This is a genomic window from Bradyrhizobium manausense, assembly GCF_018129685.1.
Lineage (GTDB): Bacteria > Pseudomonadota > Alphaproteobacteria > Rhizobiales > Xanthobacteraceae > Bradyrhizobium > Bradyrhizobium manausense_D.
The window spans coordinates 111,752-134,499 of sequence record NZ_JAFCLG010000015.1 but is presented as its reverse complement, the minus strand read 5'-3'; the positions used below and the strand labels follow the sequence as shown (position 1 = coordinate 134,499).

Genomic DNA, 22,748 nt, shown 5'->3' with positions numbered 1-22,748 from the left:
CGGCGTCAAGCGCCAAGGACCCAACGGCTTCCCGCCCACTCTCATCATGACAGACTTTCCAGACACAGGGACCCATAACCACAGGGTAGAATTTGGCGAAGACTCGTTGTTCGGGACTAGCACCACGCACGATCGAGAGATTCCGCGGTATGGGTCCCGGCCTTCGCCGGGACGACACCGGTGCGAGTTGCTAGGCCGTGGCCGCCACGCCCTCCGACACCGGCCGGAAATTCGCAAAATCCCAGCCGCGGCCCGGTGCTGCTTCGAGCAAGGCCCGCGTGTAGGCCTCCTGCGGATGCGTCAGAATTTCCGCAGCCGGGCCCTGTTCAACGACGCGGCCGTGCTGCATCACCACGACCTCGTCGCAGATCTGCGCGGCGACGCGCAGGTCGTGGGTGATGAACAGGATGGCGATGCCGAGCCGCTTCTGGATCTCGTCGAGCAGTTCCAGCACCTGGGCCTGCACGGAAACGTCGAGCGCCGAAACCGCTTCGTCCGCGACCAGCACGTCGGGATCGAGCGCGAGCGCGCGCGCAATGGCGATGCGCTGACGCTGGCCGCCGGAGAACTGGTGCGGATAGCGCGAGACGGCATCGGCGGGCAGGCCGACCAGTTCGAGCAGCTCGCGCGCCCGTTTCATCGCGTTCGCGTGCGAGACGCCATAGTTGATCGGGCCTTCCGCGATGCTCTCGCCGACGGTGACACGCGGGTTGAGCGAGCGGTAGGGATCCTGGAACACGATCTGGATCTTCTGCCGGTGCGGCTGCAGCAGGCGGCGCGAGATGTCGGAGATCTCGCGGCCGGACAGGCGCACGCCGCCGGAGGTCGGGTCGATCAGGCGGACGATGCAGCGCGCCACCGTCGACTTGCCCGAGCCGCTTTCGCCGACGATGCCGAGCGTCCGGCCCTTGCGCAGCGTCAGCGTCACCTTGTCGGCGGCGACGACTTCGCGGCCTTTGCCGAAGAACGCGCGCTCCTTGTAGACCTTGCTGAGCTCGTTGGCCTCGAGCACCACCGGCTCCGTTGTCTCGGGCCGTGCCGCGCGCGGCACCAGGCTCGGCACTGCAGAGAGCAGGTTGCGGGTATATTCCATCGTCGGATTGCGCAGCACGGCGTCGAGCGGCCCGGTTTCGACCAGCCGGCCCTGCCGCATCACGGCGACGCGATCGGCGATCTCGGCCACCACGCCCATGTCGTGGGTGATGAACAGCACGGCGGTGCCGTGATCGCGCTGGAGGTCGCGGATCAGGGTCAAGATCTGTTTCTGCGTGGTGACGTCGAGCGCGGTGGTCGGCTCGTCCGCGATCAGCAGCTTGGGCTCCAGCACCAGTGCCATCGCGATCATGATGCGCTGGCGCTGGCCGCCGGAAAGGCGGTGGGGGTAAGAGGCGAAGATGCGCTCGACCTGGGGCAGGCGGACCTGCTCCATCATGTCGAGGATGCGCTTCTTGCGCGCCCTGGCATCGAGATTGGTATGGGCGCGCAGCACTTCATCGATCTGGCGGCCGACATGCACGACCGGATTGAGCGCGGTCATCGGCTCCTGGAAGATCATCGCCATCTTGGTCGCACGCAGCTGACGCAGGCGGCGGTCGGTCGCGGTGAGGATCTCCTCGCCGACGAGTTTGATGCTGCCGCCGGTCGGAACCAGCGTGCCCTTCGGCAACAGGCCCATGGTGGTGAGCGAGGTCACCGACTTGCCCGAGCCGCTTTCGCCGACAAGGCACAGCGTCTCGCCCTGATGCACCTGGATCGAGATGCCGTCGATGATCTTGGCGCCGTTCGGCTTCTTGCCGACGGCGACGACGAGGTTGTTGATGTCGAGAACCGGGTTGGTCATCTGATCGGCCATCACTTGCCCTCCCGCTGCTTCATGCGGGGATCGAGAGCGTCGCGGGCGGCGTCGCCGATCAGGTTGATGCTGAGAATGGCGATCGAGAGCAAGAGGCCCGGCCAGAAGATCAGCGTCGGCTTGAGCTGGAAGTACTGGCGGCCCTCGGCCATGATGTTGCCCCAGGTCGGCGTCTCCGGCGAGATGCCGGCGCCGAGGAACGACAGGATGGCTTCGGTAAGGATCGCGGAGGCGCAGACGTAAGTGCCCTGGACGATCAGCGGTGCGATCGTGTTCGGCATCAGATGCCGCCACATGATTTTCGGCAGGCTGGAGCCGACCGAGATCGCGGCTTCGACATAGGGTTCTTCGCGCGCGGACAGCACGACCGAACGCACGAGGCGCGCCACGCGCGGGATTTCGGGGATGGTGATCGCGACCATCACGGTCCAGATGCTGGCCCCGGAGAGCGACACCACGGCGATCGCGAGCAGGATGCTCGGCATCGCCATCAAGCCGTCCATGACGCGCATCAGCACGGAATCGACCAGCTTGAAGAAGCCGGAGACGAGGCCGATGGCAAGCCCGATGACGATCGACAGGATCGCCGAGCCGATGCCGATCAGCAGCGAGATGCGTCCGCCATAGATGACGCGCGACAGCAGGTCACGGCCGTAGGCGTCGGTGCCGAGCAGGAACTGCGCTGAGCTTGGCTTGAGCCGCAGCGATGGCGCGAGCTGGATCGGATCATGCGGCGCAATCAGCGGCGCCAGGATCGAGATCAGCACGATCAGTGCGAGGCAGATCGTGGACGCCGCGATGATCGGCGTCGAGGTGAGGAATCCGAGCTTGGGTCGCAGCGGCGACGTGATCGGAATGGAGGACTGGGGAAGGCTGTCGACCGCCATTGTTATGCTTTTCCTTGCCTCAGTACCGGATACGGGGATCGAGCAGCGTGTAGGCGACGTCGATCGTGAGGTTCACGACAACGTAGATCAGCGAGGTCAGCAGGATCATCGCCTGGATCACCGGATAGTCGCGCGCCAGCACCGCATCGACGGTGAGGCGGCCGATGCCGGGAATGTTGAACACGCTTTCGGTGACGACGACGCCGGAGATCAGCAGCGCAAAGCCGGTGCCGATCACGGTGATCACGGGCACCGCCGCGTTGCGCAGCGCGTGGCGCATCATCACGGCGACCTCGTTGATGCCCTTGGCCCGCGCGGTTCGCACGTAGTCCTCGCCGAGCACGTCGAGCATCGCCGCGCGCGTCATGCGCGCGATCAGCGCGATGTATATGAAGGAGAGTGCGCAGGTCGGCAGGATGATGCGTTCGAAGAACGGGCCGAAACCGGCCGAGATACTCTTGAAGCCCTGCACCGGCACCCAGCGCAGGTCGATCGCGAAGACTTCGATCAGGAGGTAGCCGACGACGAACACCGGCACCGAGAAGCCGAGCACGGAGAGACCCATCACGAAGCGGTCGATCCAGGTGCCGTGCTTCCAGGCCGCGATGACTCCGAGCGGCACGGCGACGATGACGGCGAGGATGATGGTCGACAGCGCGATCGAGATCGACGGCTCGACGCGCTGGCCGATCATCTTCATGACGGGCAGATTGGAGATCAGCGAGGTCCCGAGGTCGCCGTGCAACAACTTGTTCACCCAGGTGATGAACTGCACGATCAGCGGCTCGTTGAGGCCGAGCGAGGCGCGGATGCGCTCAAGCCGCTCCGGCGTCGCATTGTCGCCGGCGAGAATCGCGGCCGGGTCGCCTGGGGTCAGCCGCAGCAGCAGGAATACGAACAGCGCGACGACGCCCATCACGGGCACCGCGGCCAGAACGCGGCGAATGAGATAACCTAGCATGCACCTATCTCCGGCAGCGGGATTGATGGGGCCGAGAGGCGCCCGTGGATTCGGTGGTGTCTATCATGAGTGCCTGTCACTCGGGCTGAAAGAACCGGCCGGAGAGCCGTGCTCCCCGGGGCAAATTGTGTGCCAAGGGCGGGGCGGTCGCAAGGGGCCGCCCGGCCTCGATTTGCGACCACTCAGGATGCACGGCGTAGCTCGCGCTCAACCACAAGTGAGGGGACTGTCGGCGGTGCGTTGAGCCCGCGCCAGCCATCGATGGTTCCGGCAATCATCTGCGCGGTCGCAGCCGACAGCGTCCAGCCGAGATGGCCGTGGCCGGTGTTGAAGAACACGCCGGGCATCCGGCCCGCGCGCACCACCGGCATCATGTTCGGCATCATCGGCCGCAGTCCGGCCCAGGGCACGACCCGCGACGTCTCGACGGTTAGAAAGTTGCCGCGCACCCAGTCGATCAGCGGCTGCACGCGGTCGGCGCGGATGTCGCGGTTGAAGTCGTTGAATTCGGCCGTTCCTGCCACGCGAAAACGATCGGCGCCGAGCCGGCTGGTGACAATCTTGGCCGCCTCGTCGAGCAGGCTGACGGTCGGCGTCGCCTTGCGGCTTTCGTCGGTATCGAGTTGCACCGTGATCGAATAGCCCTTCACCGGATAGACGTTGACGCGCTCGTCGAGCATCGCCGCAAAGCGACGGCTGGCAACGCCGGCGCAGACCACCACGCCGTCGGCCTTCAACATGCCGCGCGCGGAGGCGGGGGCGTCGCTTGCCGAAAGATCAGCCCAGCCGAGGACGAAGCCACCACCGGCTTGCGCGATGGAATCGATGTTCGCTTCATGGATGAAGGTTGCGCCGCGACGCTTGCAGGCGTCGGCAAGGCCGCGCGTGAGCTTGTGGATATCTCCGGTCGCATCCGACGGCGTGAAGAAGCCGCCATAGTACTGCTTGCGCAGCGTCGGCTCGATGGAGCGGATTTCTTCAGATGTTACCGGACGGCGATCGAGACCGCCTTCCTGCAGCAGCGCATTGACGCGCAGGCCGGATTCAAAACCCTTCTTGTCGTGATAGATGTGGAGGATGCCGCTGCGTTCGAGATCGAAGTCGATGCCTTCGCGCGCAGCGGTCTCGAACAGATGCTTGCGGGCTTCGATCGCCAGCCGCGTGGTCTGAACCGTATTGGCGCGGTAGTTGCCGATGTTGGCGACGAACTCGCCCATCCACGAATATTTGTGCCAGTTCGGTCGCGGGTTCATCAGCAGCGGCGCATCGCGCCGGAACATCCAGCGCAGCCCCTTCAGGATCGTCGCAGTGCTGTTCCATACCTCGGCATTGCTGGCGGAGAGCTGTCCGCCATTGGCGAAGGAGGTCTCCATCGCGGCATAACGGTGCTTGTCGAGCACGGTCACCTTGTAGCCGCGCTCGAGCAGGGCATAGGCGGTCGTCACGCCGGTGATGCCGGCGCCGATGATGGCGATATGGGTCATGAAATCAGGGGCTCCCGTGAGTTAGAGTCGGCTAACCGCCGGCCACAAGGCCGTTGGCGGCGCCCCATCTGTCACGGTTACCTGAGAGCTTGATCCTGCGCGAACCTTTGCAAGGTGGACCTCACAAGGTCTGTGCGGACTATCCCCTTCGGTGGACGTCACGATCTCTGGAATCGTGCCGTCTCTCTCCAGATCGTCCTGACGATACGGTCCTTTTGCCTGAGAGTTTCCGGGGCGGTTGCTCCGTCGGCGCCGCAACGAAAGCCGGTAGCCTTCGTTGCGATCTCTCCCGCATCGTCGCGTGGACCATCGAGCAGTACGATGCGCCTTATTTCTAGACAAGGCTAAATTTCAACCGAGACTGCCGTCTCATTGTGCAGTGCGAATTGCCCCGTCATTCCAGCGTCGCCAGCAGTCCCGCCATCAGGCGGCCACGCTCGACCAGGCTGTCGACCTCGATGAACTCATCGAGTGTGTGGGCATTGCCCCCGCGCACGCCGAGGCCGTCGAGCGTCGGGATGCCCATCGCGCCGGTGAAGTTGCCGTCGGAGCCGCCGCCGGCACTTGCATGTGGTAATTCCGCGCCGAGCGATTTGGCGATGCCGCGCGCCTTTTCATACAGCGCCATGGTGCCGGCGTCCGGCTCCCACACCGGCCGCGTCACGCCGCGCGTCACCTTGAAGCTGACATCGTTCGTTGTGCCCGACAGGGCCAGCATGCGTTCGACGCCGCGGTCGAGATCGGCCTGGCGCTTGGCCATGGACAGCGCTTCGCCCGTTGCGGTGGTCGCGACGCAATTGACCCATTGTCCGCCATGCACGATGCCGACTGAGAAGGTGCAATCCTCCGTCGTCATCGCGTCGATCGCGAGGATCTGCCGCGCCATCTCGCGAATGGCCGAGCGTCCCGATGAAAGGGTCGCACCGGCGTGGCTCGGCCGTCCCGTCGCTTCCAGATTGAATCGCGCGATGGCGTAACGTCCGGTGGTGACGCCGTTGTCGGCGCGGCCGGGTTCGGGAACCAGCACATATTTGTTGCGCGCAGCTTCCGCCTCGATGAGATCGCGCGTCGAGGGCGTGCCGACTTCCTCGTCCGGCGTGAACAGGATGGTGATCGGCAGCGGCGTGGTGAAGGAGGCGCGCGCCAGCTGCCGGATCGCTTCCAGCGTGAGATAATTGCCGCCCTTCATGTCGAAGATGCCGGGGCCGTAGCATTTGTTGCCCTCGCGGCGCCATGTCAGCTTCTCGATGGTGCCGACCGGGTGAACGGTATCCATGTGTCCGGCGATCAGGATGCCGGGCTCGCCCTGCTTTGGATGCGGAAAGCGGGCGCGAATGGCGCCGCCGAAGCCCTGGCGGCCGGCGATGCGTTCGATCGTCGCACCCATGATCGCCATATCCCGCGCTGCGAGATCAAGCATGCGGTTCACCGCGCTCGCGTCCCAGGTCGGGCTTTCGCATTCCACCCAGGTGCGCAGGCCTTCGAGCATGGCCTCGGAATCGAAGGGAAGATTGGCTGGATTCATCTCAATGTCTCTCAGGCTTCGAAAGATGGAATGCGCATTGCATAAGCGCGGACAGGACAACGCGGGCAGGACAAGCGAAGAGAGTTGTAGAGCCAATCCGATCTTTGTGGAGCCCGCGCGTTCGCCGCAAGGGCTTGCACTGAAAGCGGATTGACGCGCTCAAGACTGTCTGCAAGTCTCGAAAAGATAAAGGCATTGCATGAGGTTAGTTCGCCTAAGGAACGAACCTTATGCCCAACCAATAACCTGCCTTTGAACGGTTTCACGTCAGGAGAAACTTTATATGTTCCACTTAATGCGCATGGGGCGTCGCGCGTTCGCCTCCAAACTTGCGCTGTCGGTCCTCGCGCTTTCGACGGCACTGGCCTCGCCAGTGCTTGCCGCCGGCAAGACCATCACCGCCGTGATGCATTCGGATCTGCGCATCATCGATCCGATCTTCACCACCGCCTACATCACGCGTGATCATGGCTACATGGTCTATGACACGCTGATCACGACGGACGCGAACTTCAAGATCCAGCCGCAGATGGCGGACTGGAAGATCTCCGACGACAAGCTCACCTACACTTTCACGCTGCGCGATGGCCTGAAGTGGCACGACGGCACGCCGGTGACGGCAGAGGACTGCGTCGCCTCCCTGAAGCGTTGGGCCGCCGTCGACGGCATGGGCCAGCAGATGATGACCTTCACGGCCAGCATCGAGGCGACCGACGCCAAGACCATCACGCTGAAGCTGAAGGAGCCCTACGCCCTCGTGCTCGAGTCGATCGGCAAGCCATCCTCGCGCGTGCCCTTCATGATGCCGAAGCGCCTGGCCGAAACGCCGCCGGACAAGCAGATCCCCGAGCAGATCGGCTCCGGTCCCTTCAAGTTCGTGCAGGGCGAATTCCAGCCCGGCGTGAAGGCGGTCTACGAGAAGAACACCGACTACGTGCCGCGCAAGGAGCCGGCGAGCTGGACCGCTGGCGGCAAGGTCGTGAAGGTCGACCGCGTCGAGTGGATCACCATGCCGGACTCGCAGACCGCGGTGAACGCGCTGCAATCTGGCGACATCGATTTCATGGAAGTGCCGCCGTGGGATCTGCTCCCGGTGCTTGAAGGCAATCCCGACCTCAAGGTCGAGACGCTCAACAAGTTCGGCTACCAGACCCTGGGTCGCATGAACTTTCTCTATCCGCCCTTCGACAATCCGAAGATCCGCCGCGCCGCGCTTCTGGCGATGAACCAGAAGGACGTGCTCGACGCGCTCGTCGGCAACCCGAAATACTACAAGATCTGCGGCGCCTTCTTCATCTGTGACACGCCGTTCGCGACCGACGTCGGGTCCGAATCGCTGGTCAAGGGCAACGGCATGGCGGAAGCCAAGAAGCTGCTCGCCGAGTCCGGCTATGACGGCACGCCCGTCGTGGTCATGGTGCCCGGCGACGTCGTCACGCTGAAGGCGCAGCCGACCGTCGCGGTGCAGTTGCTCCGCGAAGCCGGCTTCAAGGTCGATGCGCAAGCGACCGACTGGCAGACCGTGGTGAGCCGTCGTGCCAGCCAGAAGCCCCCGAAGGAGGGCGGCTGGAACATGTTCTTCACCAACTGGGTCAGCGCCGACGTCTCCAACCCGATATCGAATCTCTCGATCGGCGGCCAGGGCAAGAAGGGCGGCTGGTTCGGCTGGGCGGAAGACGCCAAGATCGAGAAGCTCAAGGACGACTTCGTCCGCGCGGCCTCGCTGGACGATCAGAAGAAGATCGCGACCGAGATCCAGAAGGAAGCCTATGATCAGGTGATCTACGTGCCGCTCGGCCAGTATCTGGCGCCGAGCGCATGGCGGAAGTCGCTGTCGGGCGTGCTCGACGGTCCGGCGACCCCCGTTTTCTGGAACATCGACAAGTCGGAGTAAGATCAGTCCAGCCAACGGAAGGCGCGTCTTTCGCCTCTCGTTCCGAACGTTTCGCGGCGCCGCCGTCATCAGCGGCGCCGCTCGTCAGCCAGCCGCTCGCCAGGAGAACTTCAATGTTCCATCTCATGCGTCGGGGGCGTCGGTCGTTCGCCTCCGGGTTTACACTTTCGGTCTTGGCGCCTTCGATCCTGGCGCTTGCCACGGCGATGGCCTCGCCGGTTCTTGCCGCAGACAAGACCATCACCGCGGTGATGCATTCGGATCTGCGCATCCTCGATCCGATCTTCACCAGCGCCTATATCGCGCGTGACCATGGCTACATGGTCTACGATACGCTGATCGCGACGGATTCCAACTTCAAGATCCAGCCGCAGATGGCTGACTGGAAGGTCTCCGACGACAAGCTCACCTACACGTTCACGCTGCGCGACGGATTGAAGTGGCATGACGGCACGCCGGTCACCGCGGAAGATTGCGTGGCCTCGCTGAAACGCTGGGCCGTGGTCGACAGCATGGGGCAGCAGATGATGCTGTTCACCGCGAGCCTGGAGGCGACCGACGCCAAGACCATCACGTTGAAGCTGAAGGAGCCCTACGCGCTGGTGCTGGACGCCATTGGAAAGCCCTCTTCGCGCGTGGCCTTCATGATGCCGAGGCGTCTGGCCGAGACGCCGGTGGACAAGCAGATCCCCGAACAGATCGGCTCGGGTCCCTTCAAGTTCGTGCAGAACGAATTCCAGCCGGGCGTGAAGTCGGTCTATGTCAAGAACACCGACTACGTGCCGCGCAAGGAACCGCCGAGCTGGACCGCCGGCGGCAAGGTGGTGAAGGTCGACCGCGTCGAATGGATCACCATGCCGGACGCGCAGACGGCGTTGAACGCGCTGCAGTCGGGCGACATCGATTTCATGGAAAATCCCGCCATCGAAATGTTGCCGACCATCGAGGCCGACAAGGAGCTCAAGGTCGCCATCCTGAACAGGTTCGGATTCCAGACCGGCGCGCGGATGAACTTCCTTCATCCGCCGTTCGACAACGTCAAGGTCCGCCGCGCGGCATTCCTCGCGGTCAACCAGAAGGACGTGCTCGATGCGCTGATCGGCAATCCCAAATACTACAAGACGTGCGCCGCGGCCTTCATCTGCGACACGCCGTTTGCGACGGATGTCGGTGGTGAGACCCTCGCCAAGGGCGGCGACATGGCCGCCGCGAAGAAGGCGCTCGCCGAATCCGGTTACGACGGGACACCCGTGGTGCTGATGGCGCCGGGCGACGTGCTGACGCTGAAGGCTCAGCCGATCGTGGTGGCCCAGCAGTTGCGCGAAGCCGGTTTCAAGGTCGATTTGCAGGCGACCGACTGGCAGACTGTGGTGAGCCGGCGCGCCAGCCAGAAGTCTCCGAAGGAGGGTGGCTGGAACATGTTCATCACGAACTGGGTGAGCGCCGACGCCTCCAACCCGATCTCCAACATCGCGGTCGGCGGGCAGGGCAAGAAGGGCGGCTGGTTCGGCTGGGCTGAGGATGCCAAGATCGAGAAGCTCAAGGACGACTTCGTTCGCGCACCCACCGAGGAGGATCAGAAGAAGATCGCGACCGAGATCCAGAAGGAAGCTTATGATCAGGTGCTCTATGTTCCGCTCGGTCAATTTCAGATTCCGAGCGCGTGGCGGCAGTCGCTCTCAGGCGTGATCGACGGCCCGGCGACCCCGGTGTTCTGGAACATCGACAAGTCGGAGTAATCAGGCCGGGCTCGGGAAGCGCGCATCCTGCACCATCAGCAGCGGCGCCGTTGCCCGCTGCCCTTTGCAAGGCGCTTCGGCCAAAAGCCGGGGGGTCTTTAAATCTTCCAGTTTTCAAACATTGCTATTTGTTTCTTATCTGAACTAGATGGTTCGTCTTTGAGCATCGCTTTCATCTTCTCGATTTGAATCGTCTGATTCCCATGCCAATCGATTTTGCATTGCAGGCGATGGCCGAACGGTCCGATCGAGCGCCGGCGCGCTGGCGAGGTCCGTTGCTGCGCTGGCTCGATGGTGTGGAGGCGGGCTGGGCCATGCCGCTTCTCATTGCGTGCTTCATTGCGATGTGGACGCTGTATCTCGTCATCGCCTATGCCGGTGGCGGCCTGCACCCCGACACCCTCGAGGCCTGGACGCTGGGGCGGAATTTCGCCTTCGGTTATCACAAGCATCCGCCGCTGATGGGCTGGGTCGCGGCAAGCTGGACCTCGGTGTTTCCGCTCAGCGACTGGTCGCTGCAACTGATGGCGATGGCGAACGCGGGGCTCGCGCTGGTCTTCGTCGATTGCGTCGCACGGCAATTCGTGACCGGGCACAAGCGCATCCTGGTTCTACTGCTCCTGATGTTGACGCCGGCCTATCAATTCCACGCCCAGCGCTTCAACGCCAACTCCGTGCTGCTCGCGACCTGGCCGCTTGCGACATGGTGTTTTCTGCGCGCGTTCGAATCCCGCGGCGCTGGCTGGGCGATTGCAGCCGGATGTGCCACGGCGCTCGCCATGGTCGGAAAATACTACTCGATCTTCCTGGTGACGAGCTTTGCATTTGCCGCGCTGGCGCATCCGGCGCGACGGGTCTATTTCACGTCGGCCTCGCCGTGGATCTCGGCTGTCACCGGGCTTGCGGTGCTGTCGCCGCACATCTATTGGCTCGCGACCACTGGCGCGTCGACTTTCAGCTACGCGCTGACCCACGCCAACGGCAATGCCTTGAGTTCGCTGAGTGAAGTGAAGAACTTTCTGCTGGGCCTCGTGGCCGCCATCAGCGTCGCGGCCGTCGTCTGGGTGTTCATCGCCGGCACGCGCCTCAAGCAGTTTCCGGCCGACTTCGCCGCGATGAACTCGGGCCTTCGGCTTCTGTTCTACGTCGCCATCGGCACGATCGTTCTGCCTGTCCTGACGTCGCTCGCGCTGGGCACGGATTTGCCCTCGCTGTGGGCCTTGCAGGGATTGTTCCTGTTCGTCGTGCTGATCGTCTGCGGCGCCCGCTATCCGATCGAACGATTTTACACCGTCAATGTCACGGTCATCGTGTCAGGTGTTGCGCTTGTCGCCGTCCTGGTCGCGGCACCGATTCACGCCGTCTATCGCAATATCAACGGTTACGAAGAGGGACGGAATCTTTACCAGCAGGCGGCGAGCGAGCTCACGCGGCAATGGCGTGAGCTGACTGGCGAGCCGCTCGGGGCCGTCAGCGGCGACGATGCACTTGCTTTCGCCACAGCCTTCTACAGCCCGGATCATCCGCATTACGCCAGGACGTTCGAGCGCCAGTACGATTGGGGACTGCCGCGCAAGGCGGTTCTCGATCGCGGCTGGGCTGCGCTTTGTTTTCAGGGCCAGGATGATTGCGGCCGCTGGATGGAGGTCGTCTCATCGCACGCCGGGAATTTTGTCAGGCGGGAATTCACGGTGCAGGCCTCGCTCTGGGGCCGGCATGGGGTAAGACGCAAAGTGGTCGCGCTGATCGTGCCACCGCGTGCGAACGGCGTACTGCCCGTAACTGCAGCGCAGGATTTCAGCGCCAGCAAACGCGGTCTGGAGTAGGGCGCCGCCTCAGCAGTTGATATCGCGAAGCTGCTCGAGGCCGTCGCTCGCGAAGGGCGGCCCGACTGCGGCTTGTTCGGCGCGCGGAACGACGGGTTCGGTGTGCTTCCGGTTCGACTCGCGACGTTCATCGTGCTGTTTCAGTTCCATTGAAGCCGCCTCTCGAATTGCTGCAGGACAACATTGAGACGGCTTCGAAGTTCCTCGCAGGCGTGCGGAGGCCGCGCCGACGATACCGCTCGCCGTTTTTCCTGTGCAGGGGCGATTGACGAATATGTAAGTTATGGCTTACGGTAAGTCATGGCTTACGGACTTGCACTGGCCGTTCTGGCTGATCCGACCCGTCGGCAGGTGCTGGAGCGCCTGCGTGAGGGCGCCCAAGCGGTGAACGCGATCGCCGCGGGCCTTCCGGTGTCGCGGCCGGCGGTCTCGCAGCATCTGAAGGTTCTGAAGCAGGCGGGTCTCGTCGAGGAGCGCAGCGAAGGGGCGCGGCGAATCTATTCGGTCCGTCGCGACGGGCTCCTCGAAGTCCGCGCCTGGCTCGACAGCTTCTGGGACGACGCCCTCGACGCATTCAAGCTCGAGGCCGAGCGATCCTACAAGGTGAAGAAGGGGAAGAGATGAACGAGCGAGTTGCCATTGCGCCGGTTTGCAAGACGATCCGGGTCGAGGCGCCGATCGAGCACGCCTTCGACGTTTTCACGACCGGGCTCACGCGCTGGTGGCCGTATAATTACGGCGTCGGTAAACGGCCGATCGAGAAAGTGCTGATGGAGCCGCGGCTCGGCGGACGGTGGCTGGAGGTTGCCGCGGATGGCAGCGAGACCACGGTCGCCACCATCATCCTCTGGGAGCCGCCGCATCGCCTCGTGATGCTCTGGCAGGTCGATGCGCTATGGAAGCCCGATGCCGCCATGAAGTCGGAAGTCGACGTGCGTTTTCAGGCCGATGGCGCCGGAGCGACGATCGTCGAGCTGCTGCACCACAAGTTCGAGACCATGGGTGCGGAGGCCGGCGCGTCCCTGCGCAAGGATGTCGACGGCGGTTGGCCGGGTCTCCTCGAGCGCTTCGCGAACGAGGCGGCGCCACGACACAGCTGAAGGTCTGTCAGGTCGAAACAAGGAGCAGGTCATGTCTGAGTTCGTCGTTCATACCATTCCGGGCAGCCCGTTCGGCCGCGCGGTGTTGGCGACCCTGGAGGAGAAGGGCGCGCGCTACCGGATAGCCCCCGTCGGCCCCGGCACGCTGAAGTCCCCCGAGCACCTGGCGCGGCATCCGTTCGGGCGGATTCCCGTGCTCGAACATGGCGACTTCCGTCTGTACGAGACGCAGGCCATCCAGCGCTATCTCGATCGCGTGCTGCCGGAGCCGAGCTTGACGCCGTCCGATCCAAGACGTGCCGCGCGGATGGACCAGGTCATGAACGTCAACGACTGGTATCTGTTTCAAGGCGTCGCGAGTGTCATCATCTTCCATCGCGTGATCGGGCCGAAGCTGATGGGGCTGTCGCCGGACGAAGAGGCGATCAAGGGCGCGATGCCGAATGCGATCACCGTGTTCACCGAACTCGCAAGGCTCCTGGGCGATCGGCCCTATTTAGCGGGCGACGAGCTGTCGCTGGCGGACTTGCTGGTCGCGCCGGGAATCGAGTTCTTTACCGGAACTCCTGAATGGGCTCGTCTCGGCGCGCCGCACGCCAATCTGGCGGCGTGGCTCGGTCGCATGCTGGAGCGGTCCAGCATGAGGGCAACGACCTGGGAGCGCGTGGCGGAGCTGGCTCAGGCGGCGTGACTCGAGCTGTCACAGGCCAGACGGCCCACCTCACACGATCGGGCGGCTGTGCGGCTTGAACAGCCGGCCCTTCTCCACGACCAGCACGATCGCGAGCGCTGCAAGCGTCGACAGGAAGAAGCCTGTTGAGAACGGCAGCAGCGTGCCGTCAAAGCTCTGGCCGATCATGGTTCCGACCGCGATGCCGATCAGTGTCGTGATCGAGCCGTAGAGCGACGACGCAGTGCCGGCGATATGGCCCTGCGGCTCCATCGCCAGCGCAGTGAAATTGGCGACCATCATGCCGAACGAGAACATCATGAGGGCCGAAAGCACCATGAACAGGGGCAGCGGCAACATGCCGAGGATCTCGGTCAGCAGCATCACACCCGCCACCACGGCATAGAGCGTCAGCGCGCCGTGCGAGATCACGCGCATGCCGAGCGTCCCGACCAGCTTGGAATTGAGGAAGCCTGCAACGGCGGTGCCGGCCGCAATCGCGGCGAAGGCGAGCGGAAAATAATGGCCGAGATGATAGATGCCGGTGAAGACCTGCTGGGCTGAAAACACGAAAGCGAACAGCGCGCCCATCACGGCGCCTGCGGCCGTCGCGTAACCGATGGTCTGGCGGTTGGTGACGGTCTGGCGGAAGGCCGAGAGCACGTCGGCGGGCGCAAGCGACCTGCGCTCCGTTTCGGGCAGCGTCTCCGGCAGCCGCCACACGCTCCATGCCAGCGCGATGATGCCGTACAGCATCAGCACGACGAAGATGCCGCGCCAATGCGTGACCAGCAGCACCGCCTGTCCGAACGAGGGCGCGATCACGGGCACGGCGATGAAGATCATCATCGCCAGCGACATCACGCTGGCCATGCGGCGGCCGGCGTAGCAGTCGCGGACGATCGAGGTTGCAATCACGCGCGTCGCCGAGGTGCCGAGGCCCTGGAGCGCGCGGGCGAGCAGCAGCGTCTCGAACGAGGGCGCCGCGACCGCGAGCACGCTCGCCACCGCATAGACCGCCATGCCGCCGAGCAGCACCGGCCGGCGACCGAACCGGTCGGACAACGGCCCCATGACGAACTGGCCGGCGCCGAAGCCGATCAGGAAGGTCGACAGCACGAGCTGGAGATGGTTGGCGTTGGGAATGCCGAACGCCGACCCGATGTTGGGCAGCGCGGGCAGCATCATGTCCATGGCGAGCGGGTTCAGCGCCATGATGGACGCGATCACCACAACGAATTCGGGGAATCCCATGGGACGATGTCCCGAGGACACCCATTCGTCGGCATTGATGTCGGACAAGCAGTTCACCTCTGATTTCAGAGGCCCTATCTAGCGCCGATGCTGCATCGCACAACCCACGTTTTGGGATGGCTGTCCGGCGGGGCGGGGAACGGAAAACAACACGGACAACAAATGGTGAAGACGGCGCTGGCGGAAGTCAGCGTGCGCGCCGGGCCTGCGTGACCAGATCGAGCGCCATTCGGCCGGCGGTCTCGACATAGTCGAGATCGCGATGGATCAGCATCACAGTGGTGGCGCCGTCGAGCAGGATCACGATCTGGCGTGCGAGCGCGGCCGCATCGGTGATGTCCTGGTCGCGCAATTCCGCTTCCAGCCAGGCTTCGAAGCGCTTCTTGTGGGCCGCGCCGGCCTTGACCGCAGGGTGCGCCGGCGTGTTGGCGAGCTCGGCGATCGTGCGCAGGAAGCCGCAGCCGCGCCATTTCGGCGTATCCACCGATCTGCCGAGCCTTGTGAACAGACCGCGGATCTTGTCCGCCACGGAGCCGTCGGTTTCGGCGAACCAGCGCATGTAGAGCTCCAGCGTCGGCTGGTCCCTGGCCGCGATGGTCTCGGCGACGAGTTCGTCCTTGCTGGTGAAGTGATAATAGAGGGTCTTCTTGGTGACGCCGGCCTTCTCGGCGACGGCGTCCATGCTCACGGCCTTGATGCCCTCGCCATAAAACAGCCGCGTCGCCGCTATGACGATCTGCTCGCGTGTGCTGTCACCCTTCGCCGGCATCCGCGCAATGTATACCGCCTAGTGAGTATACACAAGAAATCCGGTGTGGCTGACTTCTTCCCCTGTTTGATCTGGAAGGAGCCTGCACGTGTCTGACCTCGTCCTCTCGCAAACGCGCGGCGCTGTTGCGCTACTGACGTTGAACCGCCCGAACAAGCTCAATGCGCTGAGTTACGCGCTGATCGACCAGTTGATGGCGATGCTCGATCGCATCGAGGACGACGCGCGCGTTCGCGCCGTGGTGCTGACAGGCGCCGGAGATCGTGCCTTCTCGGCCGGTGCCGACATCGCCGAATTCTCCGAGAGCGTGAAGCTTGGCCCCGACGCTGCAACCAAGGCCTTCGTGCGGCGCGGGCAGGCGATGACGGCGCGCATCGAGGCGTTTCCAAAGCCTGTTATCGCCGCCGTCAACGGCATCGCCTTCGGTGGCGGCTGCGAGATCACGGAGGCCGTGCATCTCGCCGTCGCCAGCGAGCGAGCGAGCTTTGCCAAGCCCGAGATCGCGATCGGCATCACGCCGACCTTCGGCGGCACGCAGCGCCTGCCGCGGCTCGCCGGCCGCAAGCGCGCGCTCGAATATCTTCTCACCGGCGATTCCTTTTCGCCGCAGCGCGCCTGCGAGATCGGCTTGGTCAACCGCATCGTGCCGCATGAAGAGCTCCTGGACGCGGCCTTCGCACTGGCCGATCGCATCATCAGGCATTCGCCTCTCGCGGTGGCCCGAATCATCACGGCTGCCACGCGCGGCCTCAACGTCTCGATTGCGGAGGGGCTTGCCATCGAAAGCGAGCAGTTCGCCCGGATGGCGGCGACGCAGGACACGAGGGAAGCGCTCGATGCGTCGCCGCCCGAGGCTCCCGCTAGGCGTGCTCCGGAAACCAGTGATTCACCATAAGTGCGAGGCCAACCGGTTGGGGAGATGAATCGGCAACGCATCCTGTCCAGTGTGGCCTGACCGGACGCCGGTCAGGCGCCGGAGGAATCCGAGGCACAGGCAGGATCAAACGTGTCTGACATCACCGGGACAGCGCGTTGGACGGCGCCGTCGGTCGGCACGGCCGGAAGGCGGAGCCCTTGGCTCGACCGCCTGATCGCGCTGGTGGCGCTGCTGGTGCTCGGCAATCTCCTCAGCGACCTCACGCTCGATGTGAAATACGGCTGGGACGTGCGCGTCAATTGCGCGGCGGTCGACGCGCATGTCGGCGGGCTCGATCCGTACTACGTGAAAAACCTCAAGGGCACGCAGCTCTCTTATCCCTATCTGCCGGTGACGCTCGACGCGTTCCGTCCGCTGTGCGCGGGCGGCTTGCTGTTCGATCATTACCGCGGCGTCTTTCTCCTGCTCGCCATGCTGTGCGGTCTGCTGTTGCCGGGTGTGGGCCGCGACCGCGGCGGCTCACGCGATATCGCGCTCAGGACGCTCTGGGCGCTCGGCGCCTTCGTCGGCTTCGAATGGGTGTCGGCCTCGGGCAATTTCACGGTCGTGAGCGGCACGCTGAGCGCGGCTGCGCTGGCGCTGCTCCTTCGCGTCCCAGCAGTTGCGGACGATGATCCGAGTGCGGGTGATGATCGAAGCTTCGGCTTGCGTGTTCTCGGCGCTGTGCTCCTAGGCCTCGTTGCCTCATTCAAGCTGGTTTACAGCCCGGTGCTGGCAGCGCTGTATTTCCTGCCGCTGCCGCGCCGGCAGAAGGTCGGCCTGATGGCGGCCGCGGCCGCAGGCCTGGTGCTGCCGGTCCTGCTCTCGATGGCGCTCTATCCCGATCTGTTTTCGAGCTGGCTGCTCGCGATGAGGGGGCAGATTCCCGACCAGCATTCGATCTATGTGGTCGACACCACGCCGTCGCTGCTGCTGCTGGCGCAGAGCGTGCTCGACCATATCGGGCTCGGCGGCAGCAAGGTGGCCGTGTTCGCGGCCTATGCGCTCCTGGCCGTCGTGCTGCTGCTCGGGCCGCTTGCCCTGGTGGTGCTGCGCATGGTGAACCGGCAAGCCCGCGGTGACGGCACGTTCCCGGCGCGGCTGGACCGCTGGCTGATCGATCATCGGCGCGAGGCCCTTCGCATCACCGCCCTTTCGATGCTCGCGCTCTATCTCTGCGCGCCGCGCCTGAAGGAATATGCCTTCTTCGAGCCGGCGCTCTACAGCGCCATCCTCATCGTCGATCTTCCGGCAGCAGCCCTTGCAGCCGTCCTCACCATCGGCGTCGCCGTTCCAGCGCTGGTCGCGCTCGCGGGACTATCGATCGGAGACAGCTTCGTCCAGCTCGCGGCCGCGCTGGTGTGCTACTGGGTGATGCTGTGGGCGCGGCCTGCGGCGCCAGCTCGCGTGGTGCGGGCAGCCGGGGTCGAACCGGCACAGCTCTTGCGAGCCGAGGGATTTTAAGTCCCTTGCGTCTACCAATTTCGCCATGCCCGCTTGATCCAACGAGATCAAACACTTAACTCCCTTCCGGCGGCCTGGAATTGGCGCATCCGGTCCGGAACGGGGTTCTTCCTTAAGCGAGCCTGCGGCACAAGGCAAAGCCTCAATCCGGGATATGAGGCAAAGCCTCAATCCGGACATTCCGTCCTGCTTTAGGCATTCTCAATCCACGAAGGACTATTCTTCCGCCCATGCCTGCTTCGCATTCCCTTTCCTTACGCGCCTGCAGCGCGATGGCCGCGCTGGTCGCGGCCGGCTTTGCGCTGTCCGGCTGCGCCGGCATGAGCGAGACGATCGCTCCGGCCTTCGCCGATCCCGCCAAGTACGAATTGTACGACTGCAAGCAGCTCGAGGCGGAGCGCAAATCGCTGGCCGCCCGCACCGTAGATTTGCAGAGGTTGATGGACAAGGCGGAGACCGGCGCCGGCGGCGCCGTCGTGTCGGAGCTCGCCTATCGCAACGACTATGTCGCGGTCCGCGGACAGGCGCAGATGGCCGAGGACGCCTGGCGCCGCAACCGGTGCCGGGAAACGCCGCCCAATACGGTGCCGGTGTCCACGACGCCGCAGCGGCCCGACATCAAGCCCGCGCCCAAACGCTAGGGCTTCCAGCCGTAGATCCAGTCCTGCCGCGCCAGCATGCGCTCCGGCCCAAGCGCGCGGATCGCAAGATCGCGCGCGATCGCGAGCGGCCCGCTCAAGTGATAGATGCGGCCCTGTTGCCGCGCGGTGCGCTGCACCTTCCTGACGCGGGCCTGACGCGCGCGGCCGTATCGCCTGAGCGCCTCCGTGACGCTGCCTGCGTCTTCCGCGGCCTCTAGGCTCAGATGCCGGGCGAGCACCGCGGCATCCTCGATCGCCATGCCGGCGCCTTGCGCGGCAAACGGCAGCATCGCGTGCGCGGCATCGCCGAGTAGCGCGACCGGGCCTTGGCTCCAGGGGCAGCCGTCGGGCACGCCGAACAGCGCCCATTTGCGCCAGCTGTCGACGGCGGCGAGCATCATCCGCGCCGTCGGTGGCCAGCGCGGCGCGGCGAAGGCCTCCATCACCTCGAAGGGATCGCCCGGCGTGCTCCAGCCCGGCCTGTTCCAGGTGCCCGGCAGCACCGCCACGACGTTGAGCTGGCGCCCGCCCGATATCGGGTAGGCGACGAGATGGGCGTTGGGGCCCATCCAGAGCTGCACCCGCCGCGCCGTAAATTCCTTCGGAAGCTGCGTCGCATCGAGCGTGCCGCGCCAGGCGATCAGTCCGGAGAAGCGCGGCCGCACTTCGGGAAACAGATGTTGGCGCACCGTCGACCAGATGCCATCGGCGCCGATCAGCGCGCTGGCGAGATCGCTGCGGCGGATCGTGCCGCTGCGATGAACCACCGTCAGTCCCCTGGCATGAGGCGCGACATCCTCGAACGTCGCGCCCAATTTCAGATCGATATCGGGATGGTCGGCGACGGCGCCCGACAGCGCCGATTGCAGGTCGGCGCGATGCACCACCCAATAGGGCGCACCGGCGCGCTGCGAGGCGGCCTCGCCCAGCGGCATGCGCAGCAATTCGCCGCCGGCGCGCGCGCTCATGATCGAGACCGCCTCAGGGACGACCGCGCGCAGCTTCAACCGTTCGGTGAGGCCAAGATCGACCAGCACCCGGCTGGCATTGGGGGAGAGCTGCAGGCCGGCGCCGATGTCCTCGAGCCGCTCGGCCTTTTCCAGCACGACGATGCGGAATCCGCGCTGCGCGAGCGCAAGCGCAGCCGTCAGTCCTCCGATTCCGGCACCGGCGATGACGATCGTTCGCGGGAGGGCCACCCCTGACCGAACGAAGCGGTCAGGCCACCTTGTCCTTCAGCACGCATTCGGGCGGGCGCGCTTCGCCCGCCTTCAGGTCGCTCGCGAAGCGGTACAGCGTCGAGCAGTACGGGCAGATGATCTCGTTGTCGTTGCCGAGGTCCAGGAAGACGTGCGGATGATCGAACGGAGGGTTGGCGCCGACGCACATGAACTCTTGCGAGCCGATCTCGATGACGGGGACGCCGGCATCGTTATGGAAGTGCGGGACGACATGGTCGGACATCGAAGTTCATCCTGGACTGGCAATGGCGGCAGACACAATCAGCAGTGACGCGGCAAATGTTGACGCCGCGGACCATACTGAGGGGTGCATGTGATTGCTAGCCTGCCGGAACCGAAAGGTTCGCAATTGCCCCATGCTCATTTGCTCATGCAAATTCGACACAATCTTGTCGCCTCAGAGAAGCCCTTCTTTCGTCGGGGACGTTGTGTCGCAATTTTGGCATACTATGTGTGGGGACACGCGAATTTGCGACCAAAGACGAACCATCGGGCAAATGATCCCGCGTAAATGATTCTCCTGATACCCAGGCTTTCAGCATGAAGTGGCTGCGAATCAGCTCGGCTTTGGCAGGAATTGCTGCATGCAGCCTTGTGCTCGCGCAGGTAGCACCGCATGCCCGCGACGCCGGTGCTGTCCTCGCCGCGCAGGACGACCCAGTGGCCCTGTCCGAGCTCAAGCTCGATGCGGCCCTCGCCAACAACGACCGCCTGGTTCAGGACAATATCGAGGCCGCGCTCGCCGCCGGCGATGCCGACCTTGCCGACAGCTTTGTCGCGCTGGCGCGTGACCGCAACATCGCGCTGCCCGACGACCTGCTGAGCCGGGTCGGCGACGCCGTCAAGTCGGAAAGTTCCACCTCGCATTTCGCCAGGCGGTTCGCCACCGGGCTCGTTACCGGCAACGCCGACGATGTCGCGAGTCTCTCGGGAACGGTCGCGGGCGATCTCTTTGTGATCGGCGATATCAGGGACGTTGTTCGCGAGGGCAAGCATCTGGCGATGGGCGAGGACACCGATCGCCTCGTGCTCGGCCTTGCCACCGCGGGCCTCGCGGTGACGGCGGTGACTTACGTATCGGTCGGCGGTGCTGCGCCTGTGCGTGCCGGGCTGACGCTGGTCAAGGATGCGCGCAAGGTCGGACGGCTTGGCGAGGGTCTTGCCGCATGGGCCGGCCGGTCGGCGCGCGAGGTGGTCGATACGCCGATGCTGCAGAACGCGGTCGCCTCCGGCTCGGTGCTGCGCTCAGGCGAGACCGTGAATGCGATCAAGGCTGCGTTCCGCGTCGAGAAGGCAGGCGCGCTGGTTCGGCTCGGCAAGGACGTCACGCGGATCGCCGAGAAATCAGGCACGCGCGGCGCCATGGACAGCTTGCGCATCGCCGAGGGCCCGAAGGATGTCGCGCGCGCGGCGCGGCTGGCGGAAGCGCAAGGCGGCAAGACGCGCGCGATCATGAAGCTGCTCGGCCGCGGCGCGCTGCTGCTCGTCGGCGGTGCGTTCGATCTGACGCTGTGGCTGTTCGGGGCGGCGCTGACGCTGATCGGCCTGCTGTCCTCGATCAAGGCGACCACCGAGCGCCTGACCCAGGCCTGGTGCGATCGCAGACGGTCCCGGCGGCTGCGCCGCGCCCGGATCGCAGCCGAAGCCGCTCTGGCAAAGACGGCCGTCACGGCCTAAGATCGATCTCTCCCACAACATTGCGGACGTGCTGATGCCGAGCTTTCACAACGGCGACGTTGAAATTGCCTATCTCGACGAAGGCGAGGGCGATCCGATCGTCCTGGTGCATGGCTTTGCCTCGAGCAAGAACGTCAACTGGGTCTATCCGACCTGGGTCTCGGAGCTACGCAAGAACGGCCGCCGCGTCATTGCGCTCGACAATCGCGGCCATGGCGACAGCGCAAAGCTCTACGATCCCGCGCAGTACTCGATCCCGATCATGGCCGGCGACGTGCTGGCGCTGATGGATCATCTCGCCATCCCGCAGGCCGACATCATGGGCTATTCGATGGGCGGGCGGATGACGGCCTGGCTCGGCCTGAACGAGCCGCAGCGCCTGCGCTCGGCGATCCTCGGCGGTATCGGCATCGGCGGCCTGATCGAGGGCACCGGGCCCGGCGAGGTCGTGGCCAAGTCGCTGGAAGCGCCGTCGCTGGACGACGTCACCGATCCCGTCGGGCGCACCTTTCGCGCGTTCGCCGATCAGACACGCTCCGATCGTGTGGCGCTCGCCGCCTGCCTGCGCGGCACCCGTGAACTCATGACGGAGCAGGAGGCCGCGCGCATCGACGTGCCCGTGCTGATCGCGGTCGGCTCGGCCGATGATGTCGCGGGCTCGGCCAGCGCGCTGGGCGCGCTCATCCCCGGCGCTGAAGTGCTCGACATTCCCGGCCGCGATCACATGCGCGCGGTCGGCGACAAGGTCTACAAGACGGGCGTTTTGGATTTCCTGTCGCGCCGCGGCTGAGGCGCCGTTGTCTGCGGCGACGAGGTTTCGGCGACTTATCTTGAAATGTCCATCACAA

General features: G+C 64.7%; 22 protein-coding genes, 1 tRNA gene and 2 riboswitches. Of the genes, 10 read left to right on the top strand and 13 right to left on the bottom strand.

All coding sequences use genetic code 11. The features are described 5' to 3' along the window. Positions 1-190 precede the first annotated feature (190 nt). The 5 genes from JQ621_RS27045 to JQ621_RS27025 form a co-directional block, all read right to left on the bottom strand. On the bottom strand, positions 191-1,840 hold the full coding sequence (locus tag JQ621_RS27045; protein WP_212238887.1) for an ABC transporter ATP-binding protein: 1,650 nt from the start codon (positions 1,838-1,840) through the stop codon (positions 191-193). 11 nt (positions 1,841-1,851) lie between these two features. Then, positions 1,852-2,739 carry an ABC transporter permease gene (locus JQ621_RS27040; RefSeq protein WP_212238857.1) on the bottom strand — a complete coding sequence of 296 codons (888 nt, stop codon included), beginning with the start codon at positions 2,737-2,739 and terminating at the stop codon, positions 1,852-1,854. Between the two features lie 19 nt (positions 2,740-2,758). Further along, the gene (locus tag JQ621_RS27035) at positions 2,759-3,700 is read right to left on the bottom strand and encodes an ABC transporter permease (protein ID WP_212238854.1); all 942 of its coding nucleotides are present in this window, start codon (positions 3,698-3,700) and stop codon (positions 2,759-2,761) included. A gap of 182 nt (positions 3,701-3,882) precedes the next feature. Beyond that, a complete protein-coding gene (locus tag JQ621_RS27030; protein ID WP_212238851.1) occupies positions 3,883-5,184 on the bottom strand; it encodes a D-amino acid dehydrogenase in 1,302 nt (433 codons plus the stop codon). A 66-nt stretch (positions 5,185-5,250) separates the two neighbouring features. Next, positions 5,251-5,378, bottom strand: a riboswitch (glycine riboswitch). A 3-nt stretch (positions 5,379-5,381) separates the two neighbouring features. Further along, positions 5,382-5,486: riboswitch (glycine riboswitch) on the bottom strand. A gap of 92 nt (positions 5,487-5,578) precedes the next feature. Next, positions 5,579-6,709 (bottom strand): M20/M25/M40 family metallo-hydrolase, encoded by a 1,131-nt coding sequence (locus JQ621_RS27025; protein ID WP_212238838.1) that lies wholly within the window; start codon positions 6,707-6,709, stop codon positions 5,579-5,581. A gap of 283 nt (positions 6,710-6,992) precedes the next feature. Here JQ621_RS27025 and JQ621_RS27020 point away from each other — a divergent pair, with 283 nt between their 5' ends. The 3 genes from JQ621_RS27020 to JQ621_RS27010 all read left to right on the top strand — a co-directional run bounded on the left by JQ621_RS27020 (position 6,993) and on the right by JQ621_RS27010 (position 12,168). Further along, positions 6,993-8,603, top strand: a complete 1,611-nt coding sequence (locus tag JQ621_RS27020; protein WP_212238837.1) for an ABC transporter substrate-binding protein — start codon at positions 6,993-6,995, stop codon at positions 8,601-8,603. Positions 8,604-8,716: 113 nt separating this feature from the next. Continuing rightward, entirely contained in the window at positions 8,717-10,342 is a 1,626-nt protein-coding gene (locus JQ621_RS27015) for an ABC transporter substrate-binding protein (RefSeq protein ID WP_212238836.1), read from the top strand. A 203-nt stretch (positions 10,343-10,545) separates the two neighbouring features. After that, positions 10,546-12,168 carry a glycosyltransferase family 39 protein gene (locus JQ621_RS27010; RefSeq protein WP_212238835.1) on the top strand — a complete coding sequence of 541 codons (1,623 nt, stop codon included), beginning with the start codon at positions 10,546-10,548 and terminating at the stop codon, positions 12,166-12,168. A 9-nt stretch (positions 12,169-12,177) separates the two neighbouring features. Here JQ621_RS27010 and JQ621_RS27005 read toward each other — a convergent pair whose 3' ends face one another. After that, the gene (locus JQ621_RS27005; protein ID WP_212238834.1) at positions 12,178-12,318 is read right to left on the bottom strand and encodes a hypothetical protein; all 141 of its coding nucleotides are present in this window, start codon (positions 12,316-12,318) and stop codon (positions 12,178-12,180) included. A gap of 150 nt (positions 12,319-12,468) precedes the next feature. Here JQ621_RS27005 and JQ621_RS27000 point away from each other — a divergent pair, with 150 nt between their 5' ends. The 3 genes from JQ621_RS27000 to JQ621_RS26990 are packed head-to-tail and all read left to right on the top strand — an operon-like array spanning position 12,469 to position 13,959. Continuing rightward, positions 12,469-12,792 (top strand): ArsR/SmtB family transcription factor, encoded by a 324-nt coding sequence (locus JQ621_RS27000; protein WP_212238833.1) that lies wholly within the window; start codon positions 12,469-12,471, stop codon positions 12,790-12,792. Next, the gene (locus tag JQ621_RS26995) at positions 12,789-13,268 is read left to right on the top strand and encodes an SRPBCC family protein (RefSeq protein WP_212238832.1); all 480 of its coding nucleotides are present in this window, start codon (positions 12,789-12,791) and stop codon (positions 13,266-13,268) included. The genes JQ621_RS27000 and JQ621_RS26995 overlap by 4 nt, the downstream gene beginning before the upstream one ends. A 31-nt stretch (positions 13,269-13,299) precedes the next feature. Then, complete coding sequence (locus tag JQ621_RS26990) at positions 13,300-13,959, top strand: glutathione S-transferase family protein (RefSeq protein ID WP_249125600.1); 660 nt, start codon at positions 13,300-13,302, stop codon at positions 13,957-13,959. 30 nt (positions 13,960-13,989) lie between these two features. Here JQ621_RS26990 and JQ621_RS26985 read toward each other — a convergent pair whose 3' ends face one another. Both JQ621_RS26985 and JQ621_RS26980 read right to left on the bottom strand, forming a co-directional pair. Continuing rightward, complete coding sequence (locus JQ621_RS26985; protein WP_212238830.1) at positions 13,990-15,240, bottom strand: multidrug effflux MFS transporter; 1,251 nt, start codon at positions 15,238-15,240, stop codon at positions 13,990-13,992. A gap of 139 nt (positions 15,241-15,379) precedes the next feature. After that, positions 15,380-15,961 (bottom strand): TetR/AcrR family transcriptional regulator, encoded by a 582-nt coding sequence (locus JQ621_RS26980; RefSeq protein WP_212238828.1) that lies wholly within the window; start codon positions 15,959-15,961, stop codon positions 15,380-15,382. Between the two features lie 88 nt (positions 15,962-16,049). On the opposite strand from JQ621_RS26980, the gene JQ621_RS26975 reads away from it, so the two are divergent. Further along, positions 16,050-16,856, top strand: a complete 807-nt coding sequence (locus tag JQ621_RS26975; RefSeq protein ID WP_212238825.1) for a crotonase/enoyl-CoA hydratase family protein — start codon at positions 16,050-16,052, stop codon at positions 16,854-16,856. A 105-nt stretch (positions 16,857-16,961) separates the two neighbouring features. Here JQ621_RS26975 and JQ621_RS26970 read toward each other — a convergent pair whose 3' ends face one another. The 3 genes from JQ621_RS26970 to JQ621_RS26960 all read right to left on the bottom strand — a co-directional run bounded on the left by JQ621_RS26970 (position 16,962) and on the right by JQ621_RS26960 (position 18,374). After that, positions 16,962-17,282, bottom strand: a complete 321-nt coding sequence (locus JQ621_RS26970) for a hypothetical protein (protein ID WP_212238824.1) — start codon at positions 17,280-17,282, stop codon at positions 16,962-16,964. 300 nt (positions 17,283-17,582) lie between these two features. Continuing rightward, positions 17,583-18,002 carry a hypothetical protein gene (locus JQ621_RS26965; RefSeq protein ID WP_212238822.1) on the bottom strand — a complete coding sequence of 140 codons (420 nt, stop codon included), beginning with the start codon at positions 18,000-18,002 and terminating at the stop codon, positions 17,583-17,585. Between the two features lie 283 nt (positions 18,003-18,285). Continuing rightward, a tRNA-Leu gene (locus tag JQ621_RS26960) sits at positions 18,286-18,374 on the bottom strand. A 197-nt stretch (positions 18,375-18,571) separates the two neighbouring features. On the opposite strand from JQ621_RS26960, the gene JQ621_RS26955 reads away from it, so the two are divergent. Continuing rightward, positions 18,572-18,982, top strand: coding sequence for a twin-arginine translocation pathway signal (locus JQ621_RS26955; protein WP_212238820.1), 411 nt, complete (start codon positions 18,572-18,574; stop codon positions 18,980-18,982). Here the strand turns inward: JQ621_RS26955 and JQ621_RS26950 are convergent. Then, positions 18,979-20,181, bottom strand: coding sequence for an FAD-dependent monooxygenase (locus JQ621_RS26950; protein ID WP_212238817.1), 1,203 nt, complete (start codon positions 20,179-20,181; stop codon positions 18,979-18,981). The two genes, JQ621_RS26955 and JQ621_RS26950, sit on opposite strands and share 4 nt — an antisense overlap. Positions 20,182-20,200: 19 nt before the next feature. Further along, entirely contained in the window at positions 20,201-20,446 is a 246-nt protein-coding gene (locus JQ621_RS26945; RefSeq protein WP_212238814.1) for a zinc-finger domain-containing protein, read from the bottom strand. Positions 20,447-20,763: 317 nt separating this feature from the next. Between JQ621_RS26945 and JQ621_RS26940 the strand changes: the two genes are divergently transcribed. Next, positions 20,764-21,900 carry a hypothetical protein gene (locus JQ621_RS26940; RefSeq protein WP_212238811.1) on the top strand — a complete coding sequence of 379 codons (1,137 nt, stop codon included), beginning with the start codon at positions 20,764-20,766 and terminating at the stop codon, positions 21,898-21,900. 34 nt (positions 21,901-21,934) lie between these two features. Further along, entirely contained in the window at positions 21,935-22,690 is a 756-nt protein-coding gene (locus JQ621_RS26935) for an alpha/beta fold hydrolase (protein ID WP_212238809.1), read from the top strand. The last annotated feature ends 58 nt before the right edge of the window (positions 22,691-22,748 follow it).

What these genes read in the sequence shown, in the direction of transcription:
- JQ621_RS27045 (WP_212238887.1), bottom strand. Translation starts at nt 1,840, where the DNA reads ATGACCAACCCGGTTCTCGACATCAACAACCTCGTCGTCGCCGTCGGC.
- JQ621_RS27040 (WP_212238857.1), bottom strand. Translation starts at nt 2,739, where the DNA reads ATGGCGGTCGACAGCCTTCCCCAGTCCTCCATTCCGATCACGTCGCCG.
- JQ621_RS27035 (WP_212238854.1), bottom strand. Translation starts at nt 3,700, where the DNA reads ATGCTAGGTTATCTCATTCGCCGCGTTCTGGCCGCGGTGCCCGTGATG.
- JQ621_RS27030 (WP_212238851.1), bottom strand. Translation starts at nt 5,184, where the DNA reads ATGACCCATATCGCCATCATCGGCGCCGGCATCACCGGCGTGACGACC.
- JQ621_RS27025 (WP_212238838.1), bottom strand. Translation starts at nt 6,709, where the DNA reads ATGAATCCAGCCAATCTTCCCTTCGATTCCGAGGCCATGCTCGAAGGC.
- JQ621_RS27020 (WP_212238837.1), top strand. Translation starts at nt 6,993, where the DNA reads ATGTTCCACTTAATGCGCATGGGGCGTCGCGCGTTCGCCTCCAAACTT.
- JQ621_RS27015 (WP_212238836.1), top strand. Translation starts at nt 8,717, where the DNA reads ATGTTCCATCTCATGCGTCGGGGGCGTCGGTCGTTCGCCTCCGGGTTT.
- JQ621_RS27010 (WP_212238835.1), top strand. Translation starts at nt 10,546, where the DNA reads ATGCCAATCGATTTTGCATTGCAGGCGATGGCCGAACGGTCCGATCGA.
- JQ621_RS27005 (WP_212238834.1), bottom strand. Translation starts at nt 12,318, where the DNA reads ATGGAACTGAAACAGCACGATGAACGTCGCGAGTCGAACCGGAAGCAC.
- JQ621_RS27000 (WP_212238833.1), top strand. Translation starts at nt 12,469, where the DNA reads ATGGCTTACGGACTTGCACTGGCCGTTCTGGCTGATCCGACCCGTCGG.
- JQ621_RS26995 (WP_212238832.1), top strand. Translation starts at nt 12,789, where the DNA reads ATGAACGAGCGAGTTGCCATTGCGCCGGTTTGCAAGACGATCCGGGTC.
- JQ621_RS26990 (WP_249125600.1), top strand. Translation starts at nt 13,300, where the DNA reads ATGTCTGAGTTCGTCGTTCATACCATTCCGGGCAGCCCGTTCGGCCGC.
- JQ621_RS26980 (WP_212238828.1), bottom strand. Translation starts at nt 15,961, where the DNA reads ATGCCGGCGAAGGGTGACAGCACACGCGAGCAGATCGTCATAGCGGCG.
- JQ621_RS26970 (WP_212238824.1), bottom strand. Translation starts at nt 17,282, where the DNA reads ATGATCGAACAGCAAGCCGCCCGCGCACAGCGGACGGAACGCGTCGAG.
- JQ621_RS26965 (WP_212238822.1), bottom strand. Translation starts at nt 18,002, where the DNA reads ATGATCGATCAGCCAGCGGTCCAGCCGCGCCGGGAACGTGCCGTCACC.
- JQ621_RS26955 (WP_212238820.1), top strand. Translation starts at nt 18,572, where the DNA reads ATGCCTGCTTCGCATTCCCTTTCCTTACGCGCCTGCAGCGCGATGGCC.
- JQ621_RS26945 (WP_212238814.1), bottom strand. Translation starts at nt 20,446, where the DNA reads ATGTCCGACCATGTCGTCCCGCACTTCCATAACGATGCCGGCGTCCCC.
- JQ621_RS26940 (WP_212238811.1), top strand. Translation starts at nt 20,764, where the DNA reads ATGAAGTGGCTGCGAATCAGCTCGGCTTTGGCAGGAATTGCTGCATGC.
- JQ621_RS26935 (WP_212238809.1), top strand. Translation starts at nt 21,935, where the DNA reads ATGCCGAGCTTTCACAACGGCGACGTTGAAATTGCCTATCTCGACGAA.